Below are 18,847 nucleotides of genomic sequence, written 5' to 3'. Positions count from 1 at the left end.
CACGGGCATCGGCCGCGCTCCTCCGAGGCTAGCGCCCGCCGGCGACGTCGATCAGCGCGCCGGTGGTATAGCTGGCCGCGTCGTCCAGCAGCCAGAGGATCGCCTCGGCCACTTCCTCGGCACGCCCGGCACGGCCCAGCGGGGTGGCCTTGCCCAGGCGTTCGGCGCGGTCCGGCTGGCCGCCGCTGGCGTGGATCTCGGTGTCGATCAACCCCGGTCGCACGGCATTGACCCGCACGCCCTCGCCGCCCAGTTCCTTGGCCAGGCCGCGGGTCAGCACGTCCAGCGCACCCTTGGCGCCGGCGTAGTCGACGTACTCGAAGGGCGCGCCGAGGCTGGCCGCCACCGACGACACCAGCACCATCGAGCCACCCTCGCCACCGCGGCTGCGGGCCATGCGCCGGGCGCCCTCACGGGCGGTCAGGTAGCTGCCCAGCACGTTGACCTCGAACATGCGCCGCAGGCGTTCGCCGCTCATCTCCAGCAGCGGCATGGGCGGCGCGACTATGCCGGCGTTGACCACCAGGCCGTGCAGCGGGCCGAGCTGGTCCATGGCCTCGAACAAGCGCAGCAGCTGTGCTTCCTCGGCCACGTCGGCCTGCAGCGCGACGGCCTGGCCGCCGCTGGCGGCGATCTGCGCCACCACCTGGTCGGCGGCGGCGCGGTCGGTGTGGTAGTTCACGCCGACCCTCCAGCCGCGTGCGGCGGCCAGCAGGGCGGTGGCGCGACCGATGCCGCGGCTGGCACCGGTGATCAGCAGGGATCTGTGCATATGCGCTCCAGGTAAGCAAAGGTGTCGGACCAGGGGTGCTGTCGCCCGGCGGTCGCTTCTACTAGCCTAACTCTAGTCGCAGCGGGCCGGAGCCCGGCGGACTGCAGTAACGGGAGAGCAGATCATGGACAAAACACACATCTCCAGTCTGTCGCTGGACGATCTGGCCTTGGTACCGCTGGAAGAGGAGGCCGCGCCCCAGGCGCCTGCGGCGCAACCGCAGGCGGTGAAGATCGATACGCGCAAGAAGCGCGAGCGGCGCAGCGGCGTGGATCGGCGAGCGACCATCCGCTTCGAGGAGGATCGGCGCAGTGGCGTCGACCGGCGCGCGCAGAACCAGGTCTGGGGGCACGGTCACGACCTGTGACTGGCGCCGGGGATAGGCTCCGGCGCCCGGCGGTCAGGCGCGCGCGCTGCGCACGCCCTCGGCCAGCTGGGCACACAGGTCGAGTACGCCGTCGATCGCCTGCTGCGGCGTTTCCGCCTTGGCGATCTGGTCGACCAGCGCCGACCCCACCACCACGCCCTCGGCGCGGCGCGCCACGTCGGCGGCGTGCTCGGGGGTGCGGATGCCGAAGCCGATGCACACCGGCAGGTCGGTGTGGCGGCGCAGGCGCGCGTGGGCTTCTTCCACGTGCTCCAGGGTCGCAGCACCGGCACCGGTGACTCCGGCCACCGAGACGTAGTAGACGAAGCCGGAGCTGCCCTCGAGCACGGTGGGCAGGCGCTTGTCGTCCGTCGTAGGCGTCGTCAGGCGGATGAAGTCGATGCCGGCGGCTTGGGCCGGATGGCACAGGTCGGGGTTATGCTCCGGCGGCAGGTCGACCACGATCAGGCCATCCACGCCGGCCTCCTTGGCGTCGGCGATGAACCGATCCACGCCGTAGTAGTGGATGGGGTTGAAGTAGCCCATCAGCACCAGCGGGGTGGTGGCGTCGCCGGCGCGGAATTCGCGGACCATCTGCAGGGTCTTGGCCAGGGTCTGCTTGCCGGCCAGGGCGCGGATATTGGCGAGCTGGATCGACGGGCCGTCGGCCATCGGGTCGGTGAACGGCATGCCCAGTTCGATCACGTCGGCGCCGGCGCCCGGCAGGCCCTTGAGGATCTGCAGGGAAGTGGCGTAATCCGGGTCGCCGCCGGTGACGAAGGTCACCAGGGCGGCGCGGTTCTGCTGCTTCAGCTCGGCGAAGCGGCTCTGCAGGCGGCTCATCAGTGCTTCTCCTGGTTCTGTTGCATGTGGTGCATCACGGTCTGCATGTCCTTGTCGCCGCGGCCGGACAGGTTGACCACCATGAGATGGTCCTTGGGCAGCTTCGGCGCGCGCTTGAATACCTCGGCCAGGGCGTGCGAGCTCTCCAGCGCGGGGATGATGCCTTCCAGGCGGCAGCAGGTGTGGAAGGCGGCCAGCGCCTCGTCGTCGGTGATCGAGCAGTACTCGACGCGGCCGATGTCGTGCAGCCAGGCGTGCTCGGGGCCGATGCCGGGGTAGTCGAGGCCGGCGGAGATCGAGTGGGCGTCGATGATCTGGCCGTCGGCGTCCTGCAGCAGGAAGGTGCGGTTGCCGTGCAGCACGCCGGGCACGCCACCGTTGAGGCTGGCCGCGTGCTTGCCGGTGTCGATGCCGTGGCCGGCCGCTTCGACGCCGATGATCTGCACCGATTGGTCATCGAGGAAGGGGTGGAACAGGCCCATGGCATTGGAGCCGCCGCCGATACAGGCGACGAGCGAGTCAGGCAGGCGGCCTTCCTTCTCGGCGAGCTGCTCGCGGGTTTCCTTGCCGATCACCGCCTGGAAGTCGCGGACCATGGCCGGGTACGGGTGCGGGCCGGCGACGGTGCCGATCAGGTAGAAGGTGCTCTCGACGTTGGTCACCCAGTCGCGCAGCGCCTCGTTCATCGCGTCCTTGAGGGTGCCGGTGCCGGCGGTGACCGGAATCACGGTGGCGCCCAGGAGCTTCATGCGGAACACGTTGGCCTGCTGCCGGTCGATGTCGGTGGTGCCCATGTAGATCACGCATTCCAGGCCGAAGCGCGCGGCCACGGTGGCGGTGGCCACGCCATGCATGCCAGCGCCGGTCTCGGCGATGATGCGCTGCTTGCCCATGCGCTTGGCCAGGAGGATCTGGCCGATGCAGTTGTTGATCTTGTGCGCGCCGGTGTGATTGAGCTCCTCGCGCTTGAGGTAGATCTTCGCGCCGCCGCAGTGCTCGGTCAGGCGCTCGGCGAAGTACAGCGGGCTGGGCCGGCCGACGTAGTCGCGCTGGAAGTAGGCGAGCTCCTCGAGGAACGCCGGATCGGTCTTGGCCTTCTCGTACTCGGCGGCCAGGTCGTGGATCAGCGGCATCAGGGTTTCGGCGACGTACTGGCCGCCGAACTGGCCGAACAGGCCGGTGGCGTCCGGGCCGGTGCGTAATGAGGTCATGGCAGGCTCCTGCTTGGACTTCCCGCGCCCGCTGGGGCTGGGGTGGGTGTGAGCGATGGGGCCATTCTACCCCTGGCCGATCCGGGGAAAAGCGATTAGATTGCAGCAACACGTCAGAAAAAATCACATATCAAATGAACCGAGAGCTGCCCCCGCTGAATGCCCTGCGCGCCTTCGAGGCCGCCGCCCGCCTGCAGAGCGTCAGCCGGGCCGGCGATGAGCTGCACGTCACCCATGGCGCGATCAGCCGACAGATCCGTGCGCTGGAAGAACAGCTCGGCGTCAGCCTGTTCGACAAGGACGGCCGTGGCGTAAAACTCACCGATGCCGGTGTGCGCCTGCGCGACGTCGCCTCCGAGGTCTTCCAGCGCCTGGGCACGGTGTGCGCCGAGCTGCGCCGCCGCACCGAGGATGCGCCCTTCGTCCTCGGCTGCCCCGGCAGCCTGCTGGCGCGCTGGTTCATCCCCCGCCTGGATCGCTTGAACCGCGAGCTGCCGGAGCTGCGCCTGCAGCTGTCGGCCAGCGAGGGCGAGCTGGACCCGCGCCGGCCGGGGGTGGACGCCACCCTGTGCTTCGCCACGCCGCCCTGGCCGGCGGACATGCAGGTGCACGAGCTCGACATCGAGCGGATCGGACCGGTGCTCAGCCCGCGCTATGCGGGGTACGGGCGGTTGAAGAACGCGCCTGCCGCCGCGCTGCTCGGCGAACCGCTGCTGCATACCGTCTCGCGCCCCCAGGCCTGGCCGCAATGGGCAGGGGCGCAGGGTCTGGAGCCGGCGCGGCTGCAGCAGGGCCAGGGTTTCGAGCACCTGTACTACCTGCTCGAGGCGGCCGCCGCCGGCCTCGGCGTGGCCATCGCGCCGCAGCAGCTGGTGGCGGACGATCTGGCCGCCGGTCGTCTGCTGGCGCCCTGGGGCTTCGTCGAAACCCCGGCACGCCTGGCCCTGTGGGTGCCAGGGCGCGTCCCTGACGGACGCGCCGAGCAGCTGGCGGGCTGGCTGGCGCGCGAACTGCAACCCTAGTGCGGCGTGGCGCAACCCCTGTGGCGTTGGTCTAGGCTTGCAGCAGGCCCACAGCGGAGCGCACAGCATGTCCGATCATCGTACCTACAAGAAGATCGAAATCGTCGGCACCTCCAAGACCAGCATCGAGGATGCCATCCAGAACGCCCTGGCCGAGTGTGCCAAGAGCGTGCGCAACATGGACTGGTTCGAAGTCATCGATACCCGTGGCCATATCGTCGACGGCAAGGTGGCGCACTATCAGGTCGAACTCAAGGTCGGCTTCCGCCTCAGCGGTAGTTGATAGCCCGGCGGCGAGCGGGGGTTCGCGACCGATAGAGCGCAGCCCACAGGTGTCGGCCAGCCGGTGCCGGCCGGTCGTGCGGGCAGCCGCTAGGTGCGATGCCGGCGGATCGGGTGGGCACCGCGCATACCGCTTCGCGACATCGATGCTGTGGCATCGCCCACAGACAGGGCAGTGGTTTCTGGCGAGGTGTGCACGGATCGGGCAAGCTGCTGCGCTTGATTCAAGGAGGAATGCCATGTTCAGGATGCTGATCGTGCTCGCCGCGTTGTCGCTCGGCGGCTGCATAGACACCGAGCCGCCGCTCGTCGAAGAACGCCGCCTGCTGCTCAGCGGTGCCGATTTCGCCGTCTACCAGGCGCCCGCCAGCGGGCGTTACGAGAAGCTGGTGAGCTATGCCGCGCGCAGCATCGACCTCAGCTTCGAGAGCGAGGGCAGCGACTGGTTCTACCTCTACAGCGGCGTTTCGCTCTACCCCAATGCCGGCGATGCGCTGATGACCAGTTATGCCGAGGGTTTCGGCGCCTCCTTCGGCCTGCGCGGCAGCGGGCTCGCCGAGCAGGAGCTGGACTTCGAACTCGATCTCGCCAGCCGGGCCAGCCTCAAGCTGCTGACCCAGGACGGCGAGCCGGTCGGCAACCTGTTCCATGCCACGGTCGGCAACAAATCGCTGTTCACCATCTTCACCGGCGTCTACTTCGAGGACGCCGCCGATTTCGCCGCCTTCATCGCGCCCAAGCTGGTCGCCCTGCGCGCGTACCGGCACGACGACCCGCTGCTGAGCTGGGCCGGTAAAAAACTCGGTTTCGGCGAATAGTCTCCATCGCGCGCATCGATCCAGGGCCATGGATCGGAAGGAGCGGCGCACCCTGCGGCCGCCCTTAGCCACGCGCCGATGGAGTGGACGCCACCGCTAGGGTGCGCCGTGCGCACCAATCGTTTACGGATCGCAGCCGGGTATTCGAGGGTGTCGGAGCACCGCCCGGGCGGCCCTGCGACACCCTACAATCCCGGACGGACGCGGTAGAGCGCCTAGCCGAAGAACCAGTAGCACACGCCGATGGCGGCGAGTATGCCGGCGGCGTCGGCGACCAGCGCGCAGCCCACCGCATGGCGGGCGCGTTGCAGTCCGACCGCGCCGAAGTACACCGCCAGCACATAGAAGGTGGTCTCGGTGCTGCCCTGCACTGTGGCGGCAACCAGCGCCGGGAAGCTGTCGACGCCGAAGTTCTCCATGGTCTCGATCAGCATGGCGCGCGCCGCGCCGCCGGAGAATGGCTTCATCAGCGCGGTAGGCAGCGCGTCGACGAAACGCGTGTCCCAGCCCAGTGCCTCGATCGCCCAGCGCACCCCGTCCAGGCCGAAGTCCAGGGCGCCGGAGGCGCGCAGTACGCCGATGGCGCAGAGCATGGCCACCAGGTAGGGCAGCAGGTTCTTGGCGACGTCGAAGCCCTCCTTGGCGCCCTCGATAAAGCTCTCGTACACCGCCACCCGGCGCAGCGCGCCGACCAGCAGGAACAGCAGGATCAGGCCGAACAGGGTGAGGTTGCCGAGCAGCGAGGACAGCGCCGCCAGTGCGGTGGCGCTCATCCCCGCCAGCAGCGCCATGAAGCCGCCCAGTAGCAGGCTGCCGGGAACCAGGTAGGCCAGCACCACCGGGTCCCACAGGCGCAGGCGCTGCACCAGCGCCACGGCCAGCAGGCCGGCCAGGGTCGAAGCGCTGGTCGCCAGCAGGATCGGCAGGAAAACCAGGGTCGGGTCCTCGGCGCCCTGCTGCACGCGGTACATGAAGATCGACACCGGCAGCAGGGTCAGCGACGAGGTGTTGAGCACCAGAAAGAGGATCTGCGCATTGCTCGCCGTGGTGGCGCTGGGGTTGAGTTCCTGCAGCGCGCGCATGGCCTTGAGACCGATGGGGGTGGCGGCGTTGTCCAGGCCCAGGCCGTTGGCGGCGAAGTTCATGCTGATCAGCCCCAGCGCCGGATGGCCGCGCGGCACCTCCGGCATCAACCGGGCGAACAGCGGGCCCAGCAGGCGTGCCAGCAGATCGACCAGGCCGGCCTTCTCGGCGATGCGCAGCAGGCCGAGCCACAGTGTCAGGGTGCCGAACAGCACCACCATCAGTTCCACCGACAGTTTGGCCATGGCGAACAGGCTCTCGACCATGGCGCCGAACACCGTGGCGTCGCCGCCGATCAGCCAGCGCGCCAGGGCCGCCGTCGCGGCCACCAGGAAAAAGCCCAGCCACAGGCCGTTGAGCATCTCGATCCCCTTAGCTCGAAAGTCGCGAAGCGACGCCTTCCTCAAGTCCTTCTCCCAGCGGGAGAGTTGTGCCCTTCTCCTTGCGGGATAAGGTGGCGCGAAGCGCCGGATGAAGGAGGCATGCCGTGATGGCGGGGATGATAGCCTGGCGGCGGCCTGCGAGGGGCCGTCACGTTCGCCGCAGGGGGCCTGGCTCAGTAGCAGTCGGGTTCGCTCGGCGCGGCCCTCGGGTAGTTCTAGGTAAAGCGCACAGACAGCGGTCGTCCGCGCCGACCCGACCGACCCGCTAGCGCTGGTCGCCGGCCTCGGGCGCCTGCATCGGCGTGGACTGGCCGTCGAGGTTGAGCAGCCAGTCCGGCCGGCGTTGGTCGTTCGCGACCAGCTCCTGCCAGGCCGCGCGGCAATCGGCGTCGCTGCGCAGCGGTTCGGCGGGATGCAGGGCGGCGTCGCGGTCGGATGCCTGAGCCGCCAGGACACCGCCCAGCAACGGGGCGGTGGCCGGGGCCTCGGATCGATCGCATGGGGTTGTCCGTCACAACCGCGGACGCCGGCCGATGAAGAACGAGATGATGAATAGCACCAGGAACACCACGAACAGGATCTTGGCGATGCCCGTGGCGGTACCGGCGATTCCGCCGAAGCCCAGTACGGCGGCGACGATGGCGATGATCAGAAAGGTCAGTGCCCAGCTCAACATGGCATTTCTCCTCGGGTCGGTTGAAATTGGCCCTAGTGGACTAGGGAGGTTGCGCGTTGCTCGGGTGCGCCGCTCGGCGAAGCCGATGCGGCGCTATGGCGGCTGGCGTCCAGCAGTCGTACGGGGCGTGCGGCGCTGCCGCTCCACTGTCGCGGCGGCGGCAGCGAGCGAGACGGCGAGATGAGGATCGACATGGCGACTCTCCTGCTTGCGGAGGCGGGAGCGCGCTGTCCGGCTTCCCCCCTCCTGGGTTTTACGGCCAGCGCCTGACTGGCCACCTGGGGGAGACTCTGCACTGCCCGTGCCAGCCGGTATGACGAGCGAAATTCTTGAAAATCAATCGGTTGCACAAGGCTGGGAAAATCCTCGACGGGCGTCCTGCCCGAATGGCCCGGCGGCGGCCGTGCGTTTTGCCCGACAAGCCAGGCGCCATGGCCCTTGCAGCGCTTCACAGTGGTCGCCCGTCGACCGCTCAGTCGGTATACTCGCTGCGCCCGCCTTGCCATGCGGGTTCCGCGCCCAGAACAACAACCGCGCCGCGAGCCTCGAGCCGATGAACGACTACGAACAGGAAGATCCGATCCCCCAGGGCGACCTCGCCTTGCAGATCATCGCGTTGCCGCGCGAGACCAATGGTTTCGGCGATATCTACGGCGGATGGCTGGTTTCCCAGATGGACCTGGCCGGCACGGCCATGGCCAGCAAGGTCGCCGGCGGACGGGTCGCCACCGTGGCCATCGACCGCATGGCCTTCCTGGTGCCGGTGGCGGTGGGAGCGCAGCTGTCGTTCTACACCCAGGCGCTGGAAATCGGCCGCAGCTCGATCCAGATGATGGTCGAGGTATGGAGCGACGACCCGCTGTCCAACGAATGGCGCAAGGTCACCGAGGCGGTGTTCGTCTTCGTCGCCATCGACGGCAGTGGCCGCACCCGCCCGGTGCCGCCGCGCCGCGGCTGAGGGCGACACCCGGGCAAACGAAAACGCCGGCTGGAAGCCGGCGTTTTGCTGTGCACTGCGGGCCGCTGACCCGCCCCGCGGACTCAGCCGCGGATGTTGTAGATGTCCTTCTCGTTGCTCTCCGCGTACTCGTACAGACGCTTGAGGTAGGCCTTCTGGTGCTCCCACACCTTGCTCGCCGCCGGGTCGGCCGCCGCGCTGGAGTCGACCACCTCGGCCGCCACTTCCTTCAGGCGTGCCAGGACGTCGTCCGGCAGGCGGCGTACTTCGACGCCGTCGGCCTTGAGTTGCTCCATGGCCTCCATGTTCTTGGCGTTGTAGTCGTCGAGCATGTCGCCGTTCACGTCGCGGGCAGCGGCGCGGACGATGGCCTTGAGGTCGGCCGGCAGGGTGTCCCAGGCCTTGAGGTTGACGTCCAGCTCGAACAGTACGCTCGGCTCCTGCCAGCCCGGGGTGTAGTAGTACTTGGCGGCCTTGTGCAGGCCCAGGGCCAGGTCGTTGTACGGGCCGATCCACTCGGTGGCGTCGATGGCGCCGGTCTGCATGGCGGTGAAGATTTCACCGGCCGGCATGTTGACCACGGTGCCGCCCATCTTGGTCAGCACTTCGCCACCCAGGCCCGGGGTGCGCATCTTCAGGCCCTTGAAGTCGTCGACCGAATTGATTTCCTTGTTGAACCAGCCGGCGGTCTGCACGCCGGTGTTGCCGCAGGCCATCGGCAGCACGCCGAACGGCTTGTACACCTCTTCCCACAGCTGCTGGCCACCGCCGCGGTGCAGCCAGGCGTTCATTTCCTGAGCATTGGGGCCGAACGGCGAGGCACAGAAGAACTGCGCGGCCGGCACCTTGCCCTTCCAGTAGTAGGGCGCGCCGTGACCCATCTCGGCAGTGCCGCGGGAGACCGCATCGAACACTTCCAGGGCAGGGACCAGCTCGCCGGCTGCATAGACCTTGATCTTCAGCCGGCCGTTGCTCATCTCCTCGACCAGCTTGGCGAAGCGCTCGGCGCCTACGCCGACGCCGGGGAAGTTCTTCGGCCAGGAGGTGACCATCTTCCAGTTGAAGGTCTCGGAACTCGAGCCCTCTTGGGGCGCAGCGGTGCTTTTCGCCTCGTCTTTGCAGCCCGCCAGTGCGGTGGCTGCGAGGCCGACGCCGGCTGCGGCGAGTATGTCGCGACGTTTCATGCAATGCTCCTTGTTGTTGTACTAGTGATCCGAATGCCGGGATCGCCAGCATTCGAAGCGTCCTGACTATCATAGGCAATAGCATCGCTCAAGCGCAGCGACTACGTACGTAGTATTGCGGGTTGCGACGCTCTCGAGCGGCCACCTAGAATCCCGAGCCCCTTGGCTATAAGAATAAGGATCTGCCATGCCCAATCATCCTCCTCCCCTGCTGGGGTTGGCTCATCTCATCGATGCGTCCAACGCACTCTTCGGCAAGGCCTGTGCCTGGCTGACCCTGTTCCTGGTGCTCGGCACCGCCGTGGTCGTGGTGCTGCGCTACGGCTTCGGCATCGGCGCCACCGCCCTGCAGGAAGCCGTGCTCTACGCCCATGCCCTGGTCTTCATGGGCGCCACCGCCTGGGTGCTGCAGCGCAACGGCCACGTGCGCGTGGACATCTTCTTCCAGAAATTCAGCGGCCGCCGCCAGGCCCTGGTGGAAATCCTCGGCAACCTGCTGTTCCTGTTGCCGGTGTGCCTGTTCCTCGGCTGGGCCAGCTGGGACTACGTGAGCAATTCCTGGGCGACCCTGGAGGCGTCCAGCGAGTCCGGCGGCCTGAAGTTCGTCTACCTGCAGAAGAGCATCATCCTGGTGCTGGTGGTCAGCCTGGTATTGCAGGGCATCGCCAACCTGATCAAGGCGCTGTACGTCATCAGCGGTCGCCTGCCGGCTCCGGAGGTGAAGCATGGCTGAGTTGATGGCGATCCTGCTGTTCGTCAGCATCTGCGCGGCCCTGATGGCCGGCTACCCGGTGGCCTTCACCCTGGGTGGCGTGTCCCTGCTGTTCGCCGGCATCGGCGTGCTCACCGGCACCTTCGACGCCGGCTACCTCAGCGCCCTGCCCAACCGCCTGTTCGGCATCATGAACAACCAGACCATGCTGGCGGTGCCGCTGTTCGTGTTCATGGGAGTGATGCTGGAACGCTCGCGGGTCGCCGAGGACCTGCTCGAGTCGATGTCGCGCCTGTTCGGCACCCTGCGCGGCGGCCTGGCGATCTCGGTGTGCGTGGTCGGCGCGCTGCTGGCGGCGTCGACCGGCATCGTCGGCGCCACCGTGGTGACCATGGGCCTGCTGGCGCTGCCGACCATGCTGCGTCGCGGCTACGACCCGGCGATCGCCACCGGCACCCTGGCGGCCACCGGCACCCTGGGACAGATCATCCCGCCATCCATCGTCCTGGTGCTGCTCGGCGACGTGATGTCCAGTGCCTACCAGCAGGCGCAGCTGAAGATGGGCATCTTCTCGCCGAAGACCGTGTCGGTCGGCGACCTGTTCGTCGGCGCCCTGATTCCCGGCCTGCTGCTGGTCGGCCTGTACATCCTCTACATCATCGCCGTCGCCGTGTTGCAGCCGAAGAAGCTGCCGGCGCTGCCGCAGGAGGAGCTTGGGCCGATCGAGTGGGGCAAGCTGATCAAGGCGCTGGTGCCGCCGCTGATCCTCATCGGCGCGGTGCTCGGCTCGATCCTCGCCGGCTATGCCACACCCACCGAGGCCGCGGCCTTGGGCGCGGTCGGTGCCATGCTGCTGGCGCTGAGCAAGAACAAGCTGAACTTCGGCCAACTGCGCGAGGTGGCCTACGGCACCACCGAGATCAGCGCCATGGTCTTCATGATCCTGATCGGCGCGTCGCTGTTCTCCCTGGTATTCCGCGGCTTCGGCGGCGAGGTGCTGATCGAGGACGTGTTCGCCCAGTTGCCCGGTGGCGTGCTCGGTGCGTTCTTCGTGGTGATGCTGGTGATCTTCCTGCTCGGCTTCATCCTCGACTTCATCGAGATCACCTTCGTGGTGGTGCCGATCGTCGGGCCGGTGCTGCTGGCCATGGGGCTCGACCCGATCTGGCTGGGGGTGATGATCGCGCTGAACCTGCAGACCTCCTTCCTCACCCCGCCGTTCGGCTTCGCCCTGTTCTACCTGCGCGGGGTGACGCCTGCCAGCGTCGCCACCAGCACCATCTACAAGGGCGTGCTGCCGTTCATCCTGATCCAGCTGCTGCTGCTGGTGATCGCCTACATCTTCCCCGGCCTGGTCACCTGGCTGCCGGAGCAGGTTTACGGCAAGTAACACCGAACGCCCCGGCGCCTTCACCGCGCCGGGGCATCCCTCAACGGTATTCGCTGCACCGCGGCCAGCGCGGTCGGCGAAGCCTTGCCCGCGAAACGTAGGTGGGCGCCCGGTTGTAAAGCGCATCTCGGCCTCCAGACCGTGACGCGCCCCGTGCAGTGCGCTGCCGTGCTCCTGGCCCGGCCATAACAACAAAAGCTGTCGAGGTCTTCCATGTCGCTCACGCTTACCAACCCGCTTCGCGCTCTTGCCTCTCGCCTATCGGCCACAGCTTTACGGCGAAGTCCGCCGAACTAGTTCATCGCTCGCTCCGCTGCCTGTCTCACTCGTCCGGCGTCGCTTCGCGCGCCGCCAGGGCAGCGGGAGCGCGCCCGCGAATTCGGTTCGTAGCCATTACGCGCCGATGCAACACCCATAAACACACTGGAGAAAACCACAATGAAAAAAACCTCCCTTGCATTGGCTGTCGCAGCCGGCACACTCGGCGCGTCGTCGATGGCTCAGGCTGAATTCATCAAGGACAGCAAGGCCAGCATCGAAGCGCGTAACTTCTATTTCAACCGCGACCTGCGCCACACCACAGCCGCGCAACAATCCAAGCGCGAGGAATGGGCACAGGGCTTTATCCTCAAGGCCGAGTCGGGTTTCACCGAGGGTACCGTCGGCTTCGGCCTGGACGCCTATGCCGGTCTGGGCTTGAAGCTCGATTCCTCGGACGAGCGCGCCGGCACCAACCTGTTACCGAACGGTTTCGGCGACGAAGGTCCGGGCGAATACTCCGAAGCGACTGCCACGTTCAAGGCCAAGGTCTCCAATACCGTGCTCAAGGTCGGCGGTCTGATGCCCAAGCTGCCGAGCGTATCGTCCAACGACGCGCGCCTGCTGCCGCAGAGCTTTCTCGGCGGCCACCTGAACTCCCAAGAAATTGCCGGCCTGACCTTCGATGCGGGCCAGTTGAAGGAGCTCAACCAGCGCGACTCCACCGACTTCCAGGACCTGAGCGTGAACGCCGCGGGCGGCATACGCAACTTCGCCTTCAGCGGCAAGGGCAACCAGGGCGACGACTTCAACTTCGCCGGGCTGTCCTACAAGTGGCAGGACAACCTGACCACCGCCTATCACTACGGCGAGCTGGAGGAGCTGTACAAACAGCACATCTTCAATGTGGTTCACGTGCTGCCGATCGCCGACAAGCAGTCGCTGAAGACCGACCTGCGCTTCGCCCGTACCACCGACGACGGCCGCAGCAACATCGACAACAAGTACTTCGGCGCCATGCTCACCTACGCGTTGAGCGGCCATAGCTTCGGCCTTGGCTACCAGAAGATGAGCGGCGACACCGGCTATGCCTATCTCAACGGCACCGACCCGTTCCTGGTCAACTACGTGCAGATCGGCGACTTCGCCAGTAAGGACGAAAAGTCCTGGCAGGCACGCTACGACTTCAATTTCGCCTCGATCGGCATTCCCGGCCTGACCTTTATGACCCGCTACATCAGCGGCGACAACATCGACCGTGGCGATGGCGTAGCTGAAGGACGCGAGTGGGAGCGCGACATGGATATCGCCTACGTGATCCAGGAGGGTCCGCTGAAGAACCTCGGGCTGAAATGGCGCAATGCCACGATGCGCTCCGACGCGCTTGGCGAACTCGACGAGAACCGTCTGATCCTCAGCTACACCCTGCCGCTGCTGTAAAACCACGACAGTCGCCCGCCGCCGATCTGTTGCATCCATTTCGGCGGCGCTAGAACCTTAGCCCGGACCACGCTCCGGGCTTTTTTGCGGCCGCAGAAGCTCGCGGAGCACCCGCCCTACCGGCTTCGCGCTCGACGGCTACGAGCGGCGCCTCAGTTCAGGCGCATCCAGTACTTGCGGTCCTGATAGCCGAGCACGATGCCCTCTCGGGTGATGAACTGCAGGCGCAGCTCCGCGTTGAGACGGTCGCCCTCGCGCAGGGTGCGGCCGCCGGCGCGGATGAAGCGGGCGCTGGCGTCCGAGGAATAGACGTGGGCGTTGATGCCCATCTCGCGCAGCTGGCGCTGCACGCCGGAGGGCAGCCCCTTCCAGTGGGCGACGTCGCGCAGGCGCGGATCCGCCGTGGTGGACTCGTCGTCGTCGCGGCGCTGCGGGATTTCCGGCGTGCGGCTCGGCGCGGTGGCGAGCACAGTGGGCGCGCTGGGCGTCGGCGCGGCGACCCGTCCGGCCGCCACCGGCAGTTCCAGCACCACCGGCGCGCGCGCGGGTTCGGCGTCGTCCAGCTGCACGCGCAGGCCGCTGGCATCCTGCAGATGCTCCAGGCCCGGTGCCAGGGTAGCGGCCGGAGGCGGATCGAGGCTGGTCAGCTCCGCGGCCGGCGGCGTCAGGTTGTCCACGACGGGGGCCGGCGAAGCGCTGACGGGTTGAGGGGGCGCGCTGGCCAGCAGTGGCGTGTCGGCCGGCGTGGCGAGCTTGCCGGCCACCACCCAGGCCAGGAGCAGCAACAGCGCCGCGCTGGCGAGCAGCGCCCACCAGCGCCACAGACCGCGGCCCGGCGCCGGCCGGTCGCCGGTGCCGGCGATCTCCTGCTGCGTGTCCACGTGCGGGATGTCGCCAAGGCTGCGTTGATTCTCCGACTGTTTCAGGGCGTTGAGGATGTAGGACATGGCGTTTCACTCCCAGTCCGCTGCGGCCGTGGTGAGCAGGGGCACTCCGGGCTCGGTCAGGGCGGCGAGCTGGATCAGGGTCTGCGGCCCGATCACCGCGTCGGTGACCAGCTGGTAGTGGTGCTGGAAGGCCAGCACCTGCAGCTGCAGTTGTTCATCGTAGTGCTGGCGCGGCACCGGCGGCGCCGCCCGACCCTGCAGCTGGGCCAGGCGGGCATCCAGCCAGGGAATCACCGGGCTGCTGGTCTCCGGGCGCACCGGCTCGCGATAACCCGGCGGCATGCGCCAGAGCAGCAGCTGGTTGCCCTGCAGCAGACCACGCAGCTCGGCGAGGTCGACCCGCTGCGTCTCGCCGGCAACCTCCAGGGTGGCGCTGCCCTGCAGCGTGTCGAGGCCGACCAGGGTGGCGTGAAAGCGCTGGCCGACGGCATTGTGCAGGCCGATCACCGCCGGCAGGTTGAGCTTGAGCAGTTCGTCCAGGTCGGCCGGCTGGTGCAGGCAGCCGAGCTGGTGCTGGCGGGCGAAGCGGCACACCACCTGGGCGTCGCGCGGGTCGTAGTCCAGGCCCCAGCGGCGGAACAGGCCCTGATAGGCCAGCACCTCGGTGGCGCCCAGGTCGGCTTCCTCCGGCCATTGCCAGTGCGCCGGGTTGCTCAGCGCCGCCGCCGGCTCGGCCGCGGGCGCCGGTTCGCTTGCCGGCGGCGCCTGCGGTTGCGCCAGGGCGGGCGTGGCCGGCGGCGCGGCGGGTTGCTCCGTGGGCGCCTCGAGCACGGGCGCGGCCGGCGGTTGCGGGCGCACCAGGGCCAGCAGCTCACGGCCGCCGGGCAACAGGAAGCCCCCCAACAGCAGGGCCATGGCCAGCAGCGGCAGCAGCGCCCAGCGCCAGCGTGTGGCCGGGAGCGGTTTCGCGCCGAGGATCTCGCGGGCGGCGCGGCCGAGCAGCCACCAGTCGACCCTGCTGCGCCGTTCGACATAGGCGCCGAGCAGGGCGCGGTCGCAGAGGATGTTGACCATGCGCGGCACCCCGTCGGTTAGGCGGTGCAGGCGACGCAGCGCGGCGCGGGTGAACAGCGGCGCGTCGCGGCCGCCGACCGCCAGGCGGTGGCTCACGTAGGCGCGCAACTCGTCGCGGGTCAGCGACTTGAGGTGGTAGCGCGCGGTGATGCGCTGGTTGAGCTGGCGCAGTTCGGCGCGGGCGAGGGTGTCGAGCAGCTCCGGCTGGCCGATCAGGATGATCTGCAGCAGCTTCTGGCTGCTGGTCTCCAGGTTGGTCAGCAGGCGGATCTGTTCGAGCACCTCGAGGCTGAGGTTCTGCGCCTCGTCGATGATCAGCACGGTGTTGACGCCGCGGGCATGGGCGTCGATCAGGTGCGTGTTGAGCGCATCGATATAGCCCTTGATGCGCCGGCCGCTGCGCTGGTAGCCGATCTTCAGCTCGTCGCAGATGGCTTCCAGCAACTCGATGATCCCGTACTTGGGATTGAGGATGAAGGCCACCTCGGTGTTGGCCGGCAGCTGTTCCAGCAGGCAGCGGCAGACGGTGGTCTTGCCGGTGCCGACATCGCCGGTGAGGAGGACGAAGCCGCCGTTGCAGTTGATGCCGTAGAGCAGGCTGGCCAGGGCTTCGCGATGCTGCTCGCTGAGATAGAGATAGCGCGGGTTGGGCGCGATGGTGAACGGCGGGTCGGAAAAACCGAAGTACTGGCTGTACATGATGTCGGTCCTCGCAAGCTACCTGTGACTATAGAAGCCCAGGCACCAGTTGCCAGCATTGGCCATAACCCGCCGAACGGTATGGCCTTTCGTCGGTATCGCGGGCAAATGTCAGGCCTGTTCTACACTCCACAAGAGGAGCAGTAACGTTGTGGATAAGTGATATATAACCGCTGTATCAAGGGCTTAATAGATGTCCGCGATTATGCGTCAAACTTATGACTCACCGCGCCGCGCATTGTTGCTCGACCTCTCCGGCGACGATGCCTTGCTGCGGAACCTGCAGCTGCCCGACTGGGTGCTGGATCGGGTCGGCAACACGGAGAGCGCCCACGGGCTGCTCAAATTCCACTCCTACCGGGTGGCCATCGCCCTGCTGCCGGAGCTGAGCGAGGCGCAGTACGAGGAGCTCGAGACCCTGCTGGACAAGGACGAGCACCTGGCCTGGGTCGCCCTGACCCTGCCGGCGGCCCTGGAGAAGCAGGACTTCCGCCGGCTGATCTACGAGCACTTCTACGACTACTTCTCGTTGCCGCTGGGCGAAGCGCAGGAACATCTCAAGCAGGCCCTCGGCCACCTCGACGGCATGGCGCGCCTGCGCGACCTGGAGCAGGAGCGCCTGGTGGCGGTGGAGGAGTTCCAGATGGTCGGCGGCGGCAAGCAGTTCCTCGCCATCTTCGACCAGATCCGCCGGGTCGCCGGGGTCGAGGCGCCGGTGCTGATCCGCGGCGACACCGGGGTGGGCAAGGAAATGATCGCCCGTGCCATCCACCAGCGCTCGCCGCAGTGCGAGGGGCCCTTCGTCGCGGTCAATTGCGGCGCCCTGCCGGAGACGCTGATCCACGCCGAGCTGTTCGGTTACGAGAAGGGCTCGTTCACCGGCGCCTACAAGCGCAAGATCGGCCGGGTCGAGGCGGCGCAGAACGGCACCATCTTCCTCGACGAGATCGGCGACCTGCCGCCGCAGATGCAGGTCTACCTGCTGCGTTTTCTCGAGCAGCGGACCATCGAGCGCCTCGGCGGCAACCAGAGCATCGCGGTCAATGCCCGGGTGATCGCCGCCACCCACGTCAACCTGGAGGAAGCGGTGGCCGAGGGACGCTTTCGCGAAGACCTCTACTACCGGCTCAACGTGCTCAGCATCCTGGTGCCGCGCCTGGCCGACCGCGGCAACGACATCGAGCTGCTGGCACGCTACTTCCTGCACAAGTTCGGCAAGGAATACGGCAGCAGCTCGCGCGGCTTCACCCGCCAGGCCATCGGCGCCATGCTCAGCCACAGCTGGCCGGGCAACGTGCGCGAGATGATCAACCGCATCCGTCGCGCCCTGGTGATGAGCGAGAACCGCATGATCACCCCGGCCGACCTCGGCCTCGAGGAATGCGAGACGCTGGACATGGTCATGCCGCTGGAGCAGGCCCGCGCCCACGCCGAGGAGCTGGCGGTGCGCAGTTGCCTGAGCCATGCGATGAACAACGTGTCGCAGGCCGCCAAGCTGCTCGGCGTATCGCGGGTGACCCTCTACCGGATGATCGAGAAGTACGGCGTGCGCAGCTAGCCGGCTGCTGTTCACGTGCGAGCGATGCCGGCAGGTCGTCGTGGCTGGACAGCCGGCGAGCCGCGCTGTAACGGCGACTGAACAATTTCCCACCGCAGCGCTCGGGTTAGCAGGGCGCAAGGCCCATGCTGCAGGCCTCCGGCCCGTCTGGCGCATTACCTGCATGATTTCTCCTGCCTTGCGGAGAATCCACCATGCCCCCAGAGGATCGCCGACCCATCGATGGCCCCATGCCCGGCAGCAGAAACGGAGAGGAGCCTGCGGCCGCACGCTCCGAGAGCGATGCGATGGCCTTCCCGCTGTTCAGCGATACCCCCTTCATGAGCTGGCACCTGCTGCACCGCAAGCTGCGCGAGCTGGAGCATTTCCACCCCAGCTGCAAGCCGGTGATCAAGCTGTGGGACGAAGCCAACGGCGTCTAGCCGAGCGGCTGCAGGAGCCCTGTCGCCATTTGCCGCAGGACGCGGCTTGCACAGCGCTCGCATGGCAAGGTACCCGCCCGGGTGGCCCCCCGGCCATCAGCCGTCGATTGGCCTGATGATCGCCACAAGCAGGGTGCCATGCCTGGAACGCTCGGGCGCTGCGATGCGGAGATGCCTGCCCGACACCTGCGGGCGAAGAACTGCGGCTGCAGGAGCCCCCGACCCGGCCTTCATTCCGAGTCGATAGTGGCCTATGGCTATCTCGCAAGCGACTGATAAACCTGGACTTTTCTCTGTGAACTGGATCGCATCGGGCCAAGCGAAGCGACAAACGGTAGCGCTTTAGTGGCCATCCGAGTGCTCCGCCCAGCAGGCTCTAGTGCGGTGCTCGCAAGGCTTCTCGCAAAAAGTTCTAGATTATTTTTCAAGCAACCCTGCCATCGTTATGCATGAAATGTATAAAAAATGAACAGCTCAGGTGATAGTTTCTGCATCCGTTACAGTTGTACAGAAAACGAACAATCGCATTCTGGCAACTGTTGCAGGATTCACCCCGCTGCACAGTGCAGTAAACAGTGAGGTTTGCCGCTGCGGTCGCTGATGAAACAGTTGCCGGGCGCTCGAGGGGCTTTAACCGGACGGTCCGCCGTCCTTGTAGTAACGCTTACAGAAAGCTCCTCTCCCGACAAAGGCATAACCAGGGCAACTTGGCGACGCAAAGTTACGGGCCCCCCCGGGGCCGCCGGACTGCCGAAGGAGACTCCCCTCACAGGACCGCCGTGAAGAGGAACTTTTCTGAACCCCGTTT

General features: G+C 67.1%; 19 protein-coding genes and 1 riboswitch. Of the genes, 10 read left to right on the top strand and 9 right to left on the bottom strand.

Annotated elements, in window-relative coordinates:
- Positions 1–28: 28 nt before the first annotated feature.
- Positions 29–772, bottom strand: coding sequence for an SDR family oxidoreductase (locus tag ACUTAF_RS20965; protein ID WP_445581775.1), 744 nt, complete (start codon positions 770–772; stop codon positions 29–31).
- Between the two features lie 124 nt (positions 773–896).
- Between ACUTAF_RS20965 and ACUTAF_RS20960 the strand changes: the two genes are divergently transcribed.
- On the top strand, positions 897–1,139 hold the full coding sequence (locus ACUTAF_RS20960; protein WP_445581774.1) for a hypothetical protein: 243 nt from the start codon (positions 897–899) through the stop codon (positions 1,137–1,139).
- 33 nt (positions 1,140–1,172) lie between these two features.
- On the opposite strand, the gene trpA is transcribed toward ACUTAF_RS20960, so the two are convergent.
- Both trpA and trpB read right to left on the bottom strand, forming a co-directional pair.
- A complete protein-coding gene (gene trpA / locus ACUTAF_RS20955) occupies positions 1,173–1,982 on the bottom strand; it encodes a tryptophan synthase subunit alpha (protein WP_445581773.1) in 810 nt (269 codons plus the stop codon).
- Positions 1,982–3,193 carry a tryptophan synthase subunit beta gene (gene trpB / locus ACUTAF_RS20950; RefSeq protein ID WP_445581772.1) on the bottom strand — a complete coding sequence of 404 codons (1,212 nt, stop codon included), beginning with the start codon at positions 3,191–3,193 and terminating at the stop codon, positions 1,982–1,984. Before trpB ends, trpA begins: the two co-directional genes overlap by 1 nt.
- Positions 3,194–3,327: 134 nt before the next feature.
- On the opposite strand from trpB, the gene ACUTAF_RS20945 reads away from it, so the two are divergent.
- From ACUTAF_RS20945 to ACUTAF_RS20935, 3 genes are all read left to right on the top strand, one after another.
- Complete coding sequence (locus tag ACUTAF_RS20945) at positions 3,328–4,215, top strand: LysR family transcriptional regulator (protein WP_445581771.1); 888 nt, start codon at positions 3,328–3,330, stop codon at positions 4,213–4,215.
- Positions 4,216–4,282: 67 nt separating this feature from the next.
- The gene (locus ACUTAF_RS20940; protein WP_445581770.1) at positions 4,283–4,498 is read left to right on the top strand and encodes a dodecin; all 216 of its coding nucleotides are present in this window, start codon (positions 4,283–4,285) and stop codon (positions 4,496–4,498) included.
- Between the two features lie 238 nt (positions 4,499–4,736).
- Positions 4,737–5,315, top strand: coding sequence for a hypothetical protein (locus ACUTAF_RS20935; RefSeq protein ID WP_445581769.1), 579 nt, complete (start codon positions 4,737–4,739; stop codon positions 5,313–5,315).
- Between the two features lie 215 nt (positions 5,316–5,530).
- Here the strand turns inward: ACUTAF_RS20935 and ACUTAF_RS20930 are convergent, their stop codons facing one another.
- From ACUTAF_RS20930 to ACUTAF_RS20920, 3 genes are all read right to left on the bottom strand, one after another.
- Positions 5,531–6,760 (bottom strand): nucleoside recognition domain-containing protein, encoded by a 1,230-nt coding sequence (locus ACUTAF_RS20930; RefSeq protein ID WP_445581768.1) that lies wholly within the window; start codon positions 6,758–6,760, stop codon positions 5,531–5,533.
- A 286-nt stretch (positions 6,761–7,046) separates the two neighbouring features.
- Positions 7,047–7,247, bottom strand: a complete 201-nt coding sequence (locus ACUTAF_RS20925) for an Ivy family c-type lysozyme inhibitor (RefSeq protein ID WP_445581767.1) — start codon at positions 7,245–7,247, stop codon at positions 7,047–7,049.
- A gap of 45 nt (positions 7,248–7,292) precedes the next feature.
- Positions 7,293–7,457: a DUF1328 domain-containing protein gene (locus tag ACUTAF_RS20920; RefSeq protein WP_445581766.1), complete on the bottom strand. Its 165-nt coding sequence runs from the start codon at positions 7,455–7,457 to the stop codon at positions 7,293–7,295.
- A gap of 553 nt (positions 7,458–8,010) precedes the next feature.
- Here ACUTAF_RS20920 and ACUTAF_RS20915 point away from each other — a divergent pair.
- Complete coding sequence (locus ACUTAF_RS20915) at positions 8,011–8,415, top strand: acyl-CoA thioesterase (protein ID WP_445581765.1); 405 nt, start codon at positions 8,011–8,013, stop codon at positions 8,413–8,415.
- An 83-nt stretch (positions 8,416–8,498) separates the two neighbouring features.
- Here ACUTAF_RS20915 and ACUTAF_RS20910 read toward each other — a convergent pair whose 3' ends face one another.
- The gene (locus ACUTAF_RS20910; protein ID WP_445581764.1) at positions 8,499–9,599 is read right to left on the bottom strand and encodes a TRAP transporter substrate-binding protein; all 1,101 of its coding nucleotides are present in this window, start codon (positions 9,597–9,599) and stop codon (positions 8,499–8,501) included.
- A 187-nt stretch (positions 9,600–9,786) separates the two neighbouring features.
- Here ACUTAF_RS20910 and ACUTAF_RS20905 point away from each other — a divergent pair, with 187 nt between their 5' ends.
- The 3 genes from ACUTAF_RS20905 to ACUTAF_RS20895 all read left to right on the top strand — a co-directional run bounded on the left by ACUTAF_RS20905 (position 9,787) and on the right by ACUTAF_RS20895 (position 13,399).
- Positions 9,787–10,332, top strand: coding sequence for a TRAP transporter small permease subunit (locus ACUTAF_RS20905; RefSeq protein WP_445581763.1), 546 nt, complete (start codon positions 9,787–9,789; stop codon positions 10,330–10,332).
- Positions 10,325–11,701 carry a TRAP transporter large permease gene (locus tag ACUTAF_RS20900; RefSeq protein ID WP_445581762.1) on the top strand — a complete coding sequence of 459 codons (1,377 nt, stop codon included), beginning with the start codon at positions 10,325–10,327 and terminating at the stop codon, positions 11,699–11,701. Before ACUTAF_RS20905 ends, ACUTAF_RS20900 begins: the two co-directional genes overlap by 8 nt.
- Before the next feature lie 438 nt (positions 11,702–12,139).
- Positions 12,140–13,399 (top strand): OprD family porin, encoded by a 1,260-nt coding sequence (locus tag ACUTAF_RS20895; protein ID WP_445581761.1) that lies wholly within the window; start codon positions 12,140–12,142, stop codon positions 13,397–13,399.
- A 152-nt stretch (positions 13,400–13,551) separates the two neighbouring features.
- On the opposite strand, the gene ACUTAF_RS20890 is transcribed toward ACUTAF_RS20895, so the two are convergent.
- On the bottom strand, positions 13,552–14,346 hold the full coding sequence (locus tag ACUTAF_RS20890; protein WP_445581760.1) for a general secretion pathway protein GspB: 795 nt from the start codon (positions 14,344–14,346) through the stop codon (positions 13,552–13,554).
- Positions 14,347–14,352: 6 nt separating this feature from the next.
- On the bottom strand, positions 14,353–16,059 hold the full coding sequence (locus ACUTAF_RS20885) for an ExeA family protein (RefSeq protein ID WP_445581759.1): 1,707 nt from the start codon (positions 16,057–16,059) through the stop codon (positions 14,353–14,355).
- 205 nt (positions 16,060–16,264) lie between these two features.
- Between ACUTAF_RS20885 and ACUTAF_RS20880 the strand changes: the two genes are divergently transcribed.
- On the top strand, positions 16,265–17,617 hold the full coding sequence (locus tag ACUTAF_RS20880; protein ID WP_445581758.1) for a sigma-54 dependent transcriptional regulator: 1,353 nt from the start codon (positions 16,265–16,267) through the stop codon (positions 17,615–17,617).
- 230 nt (positions 17,618–17,847) lie between these two features.
- Positions 17,848–18,039: a hypothetical protein gene (locus tag ACUTAF_RS20875; RefSeq protein WP_445581757.1), complete on the top strand. Its 192-nt coding sequence runs from the start codon at positions 17,848–17,850 to the stop codon at positions 18,037–18,039.
- Between the two features lie 680 nt (positions 18,040–18,719).
- Positions 18,720–18,794: riboswitch (cyclic di-GMP riboswitch) on the top strand.
- Positions 18,795–18,847 lie beyond the last annotated feature (53 nt).

This window comes from Pseudomonas sp. SP16.1 (assembly GCF_052682975.1).
This window is presented reverse-complemented; position numbering and strand designations above follow the sequence as displayed.

Coding starts and splice junctions, on each gene's coding strand:
- ACUTAF_RS20945 (WP_445581771.1), top strand. CDS start 3,328: ATGAACCGAGAGCTGCCCCCGCTGAATGCCCTGCGCGCCTTCGAGGCC.
- ACUTAF_RS20960 (WP_445581774.1), top strand. CDS start 897: ATGGACAAAACACACATCTCCAGTCTGTCGCTGGACGATCTGGCCTTG.
- trpB (WP_445581772.1), bottom strand. CDS start 3,193: ATGACCTCATTACGCACCGGCCCGGACGCCACCGGCCTGTTCGGCCAG.
- ACUTAF_RS20885 (WP_445581759.1), bottom strand. CDS start 16,059: ATGTACAGCCAGTACTTCGGTTTTTCCGACCCGCCGTTCACCATCGCG.
- ACUTAF_RS20935 (WP_445581769.1), top strand. CDS start 4,737: ATGTTCAGGATGCTGATCGTGCTCGCCGCGTTGTCGCTCGGCGGCTGC.
- ACUTAF_RS20875 (WP_445581757.1), top strand. CDS start 17,848: ATGCCCGGCAGCAGAAACGGAGAGGAGCCTGCGGCCGCACGCTCCGAG.
- ACUTAF_RS20895 (WP_445581761.1), top strand. CDS start 12,140: ATGAAAAAAACCTCCCTTGCATTGGCTGTCGCAGCCGGCACACTCGGC.
- ACUTAF_RS20905 (WP_445581763.1), top strand. CDS start 9,787: ATGCCCAATCATCCTCCTCCCCTGCTGGGGTTGGCTCATCTCATCGAT.
- ACUTAF_RS20920 (WP_445581766.1), bottom strand. CDS start 7,457: ATGTTGAGCTGGGCACTGACCTTTCTGATCATCGCCATCGTCGCCGCC.
- ACUTAF_RS20930 (WP_445581768.1), bottom strand. CDS start 6,760: ATGCTCAACGGCCTGTGGCTGGGCTTTTTCCTGGTGGCCGCGACGGCG.
- ACUTAF_RS20940 (WP_445581770.1), top strand. CDS start 4,283: ATGTCCGATCATCGTACCTACAAGAAGATCGAAATCGTCGGCACCTCC.
- ACUTAF_RS20890 (WP_445581760.1), bottom strand. CDS start 14,346: ATGTCCTACATCCTCAACGCCCTGAAACAGTCGGAGAATCAACGCAGC.
- trpA (WP_445581773.1), bottom strand. CDS start 1,982: ATGAGCCGCCTGCAGAGCCGCTTCGCCGAGCTGAAGCAGCAGAACCGC.
- ACUTAF_RS20965 (WP_445581775.1), bottom strand. CDS start 772: ATGCACAGATCCCTGCTGATCACCGGTGCCAGCCGCGGCATCGGTCGC.
- ACUTAF_RS20910 (WP_445581764.1), bottom strand. CDS start 9,599: ATGAAACGTCGCGACATACTCGCCGCAGCCGGCGTCGGCCTCGCAGCC.
- ACUTAF_RS20880 (WP_445581758.1), top strand. CDS start 16,265: ATGCGTCAAACTTATGACTCACCGCGCCGCGCATTGTTGCTCGACCTC.
- ACUTAF_RS20900 (WP_445581762.1), top strand. CDS start 10,325: ATGGCTGAGTTGATGGCGATCCTGCTGTTCGTCAGCATCTGCGCGGCC.
- ACUTAF_RS20915 (WP_445581765.1), top strand. CDS start 8,011: ATGAACGACTACGAACAGGAAGATCCGATCCCCCAGGGCGACCTCGCC.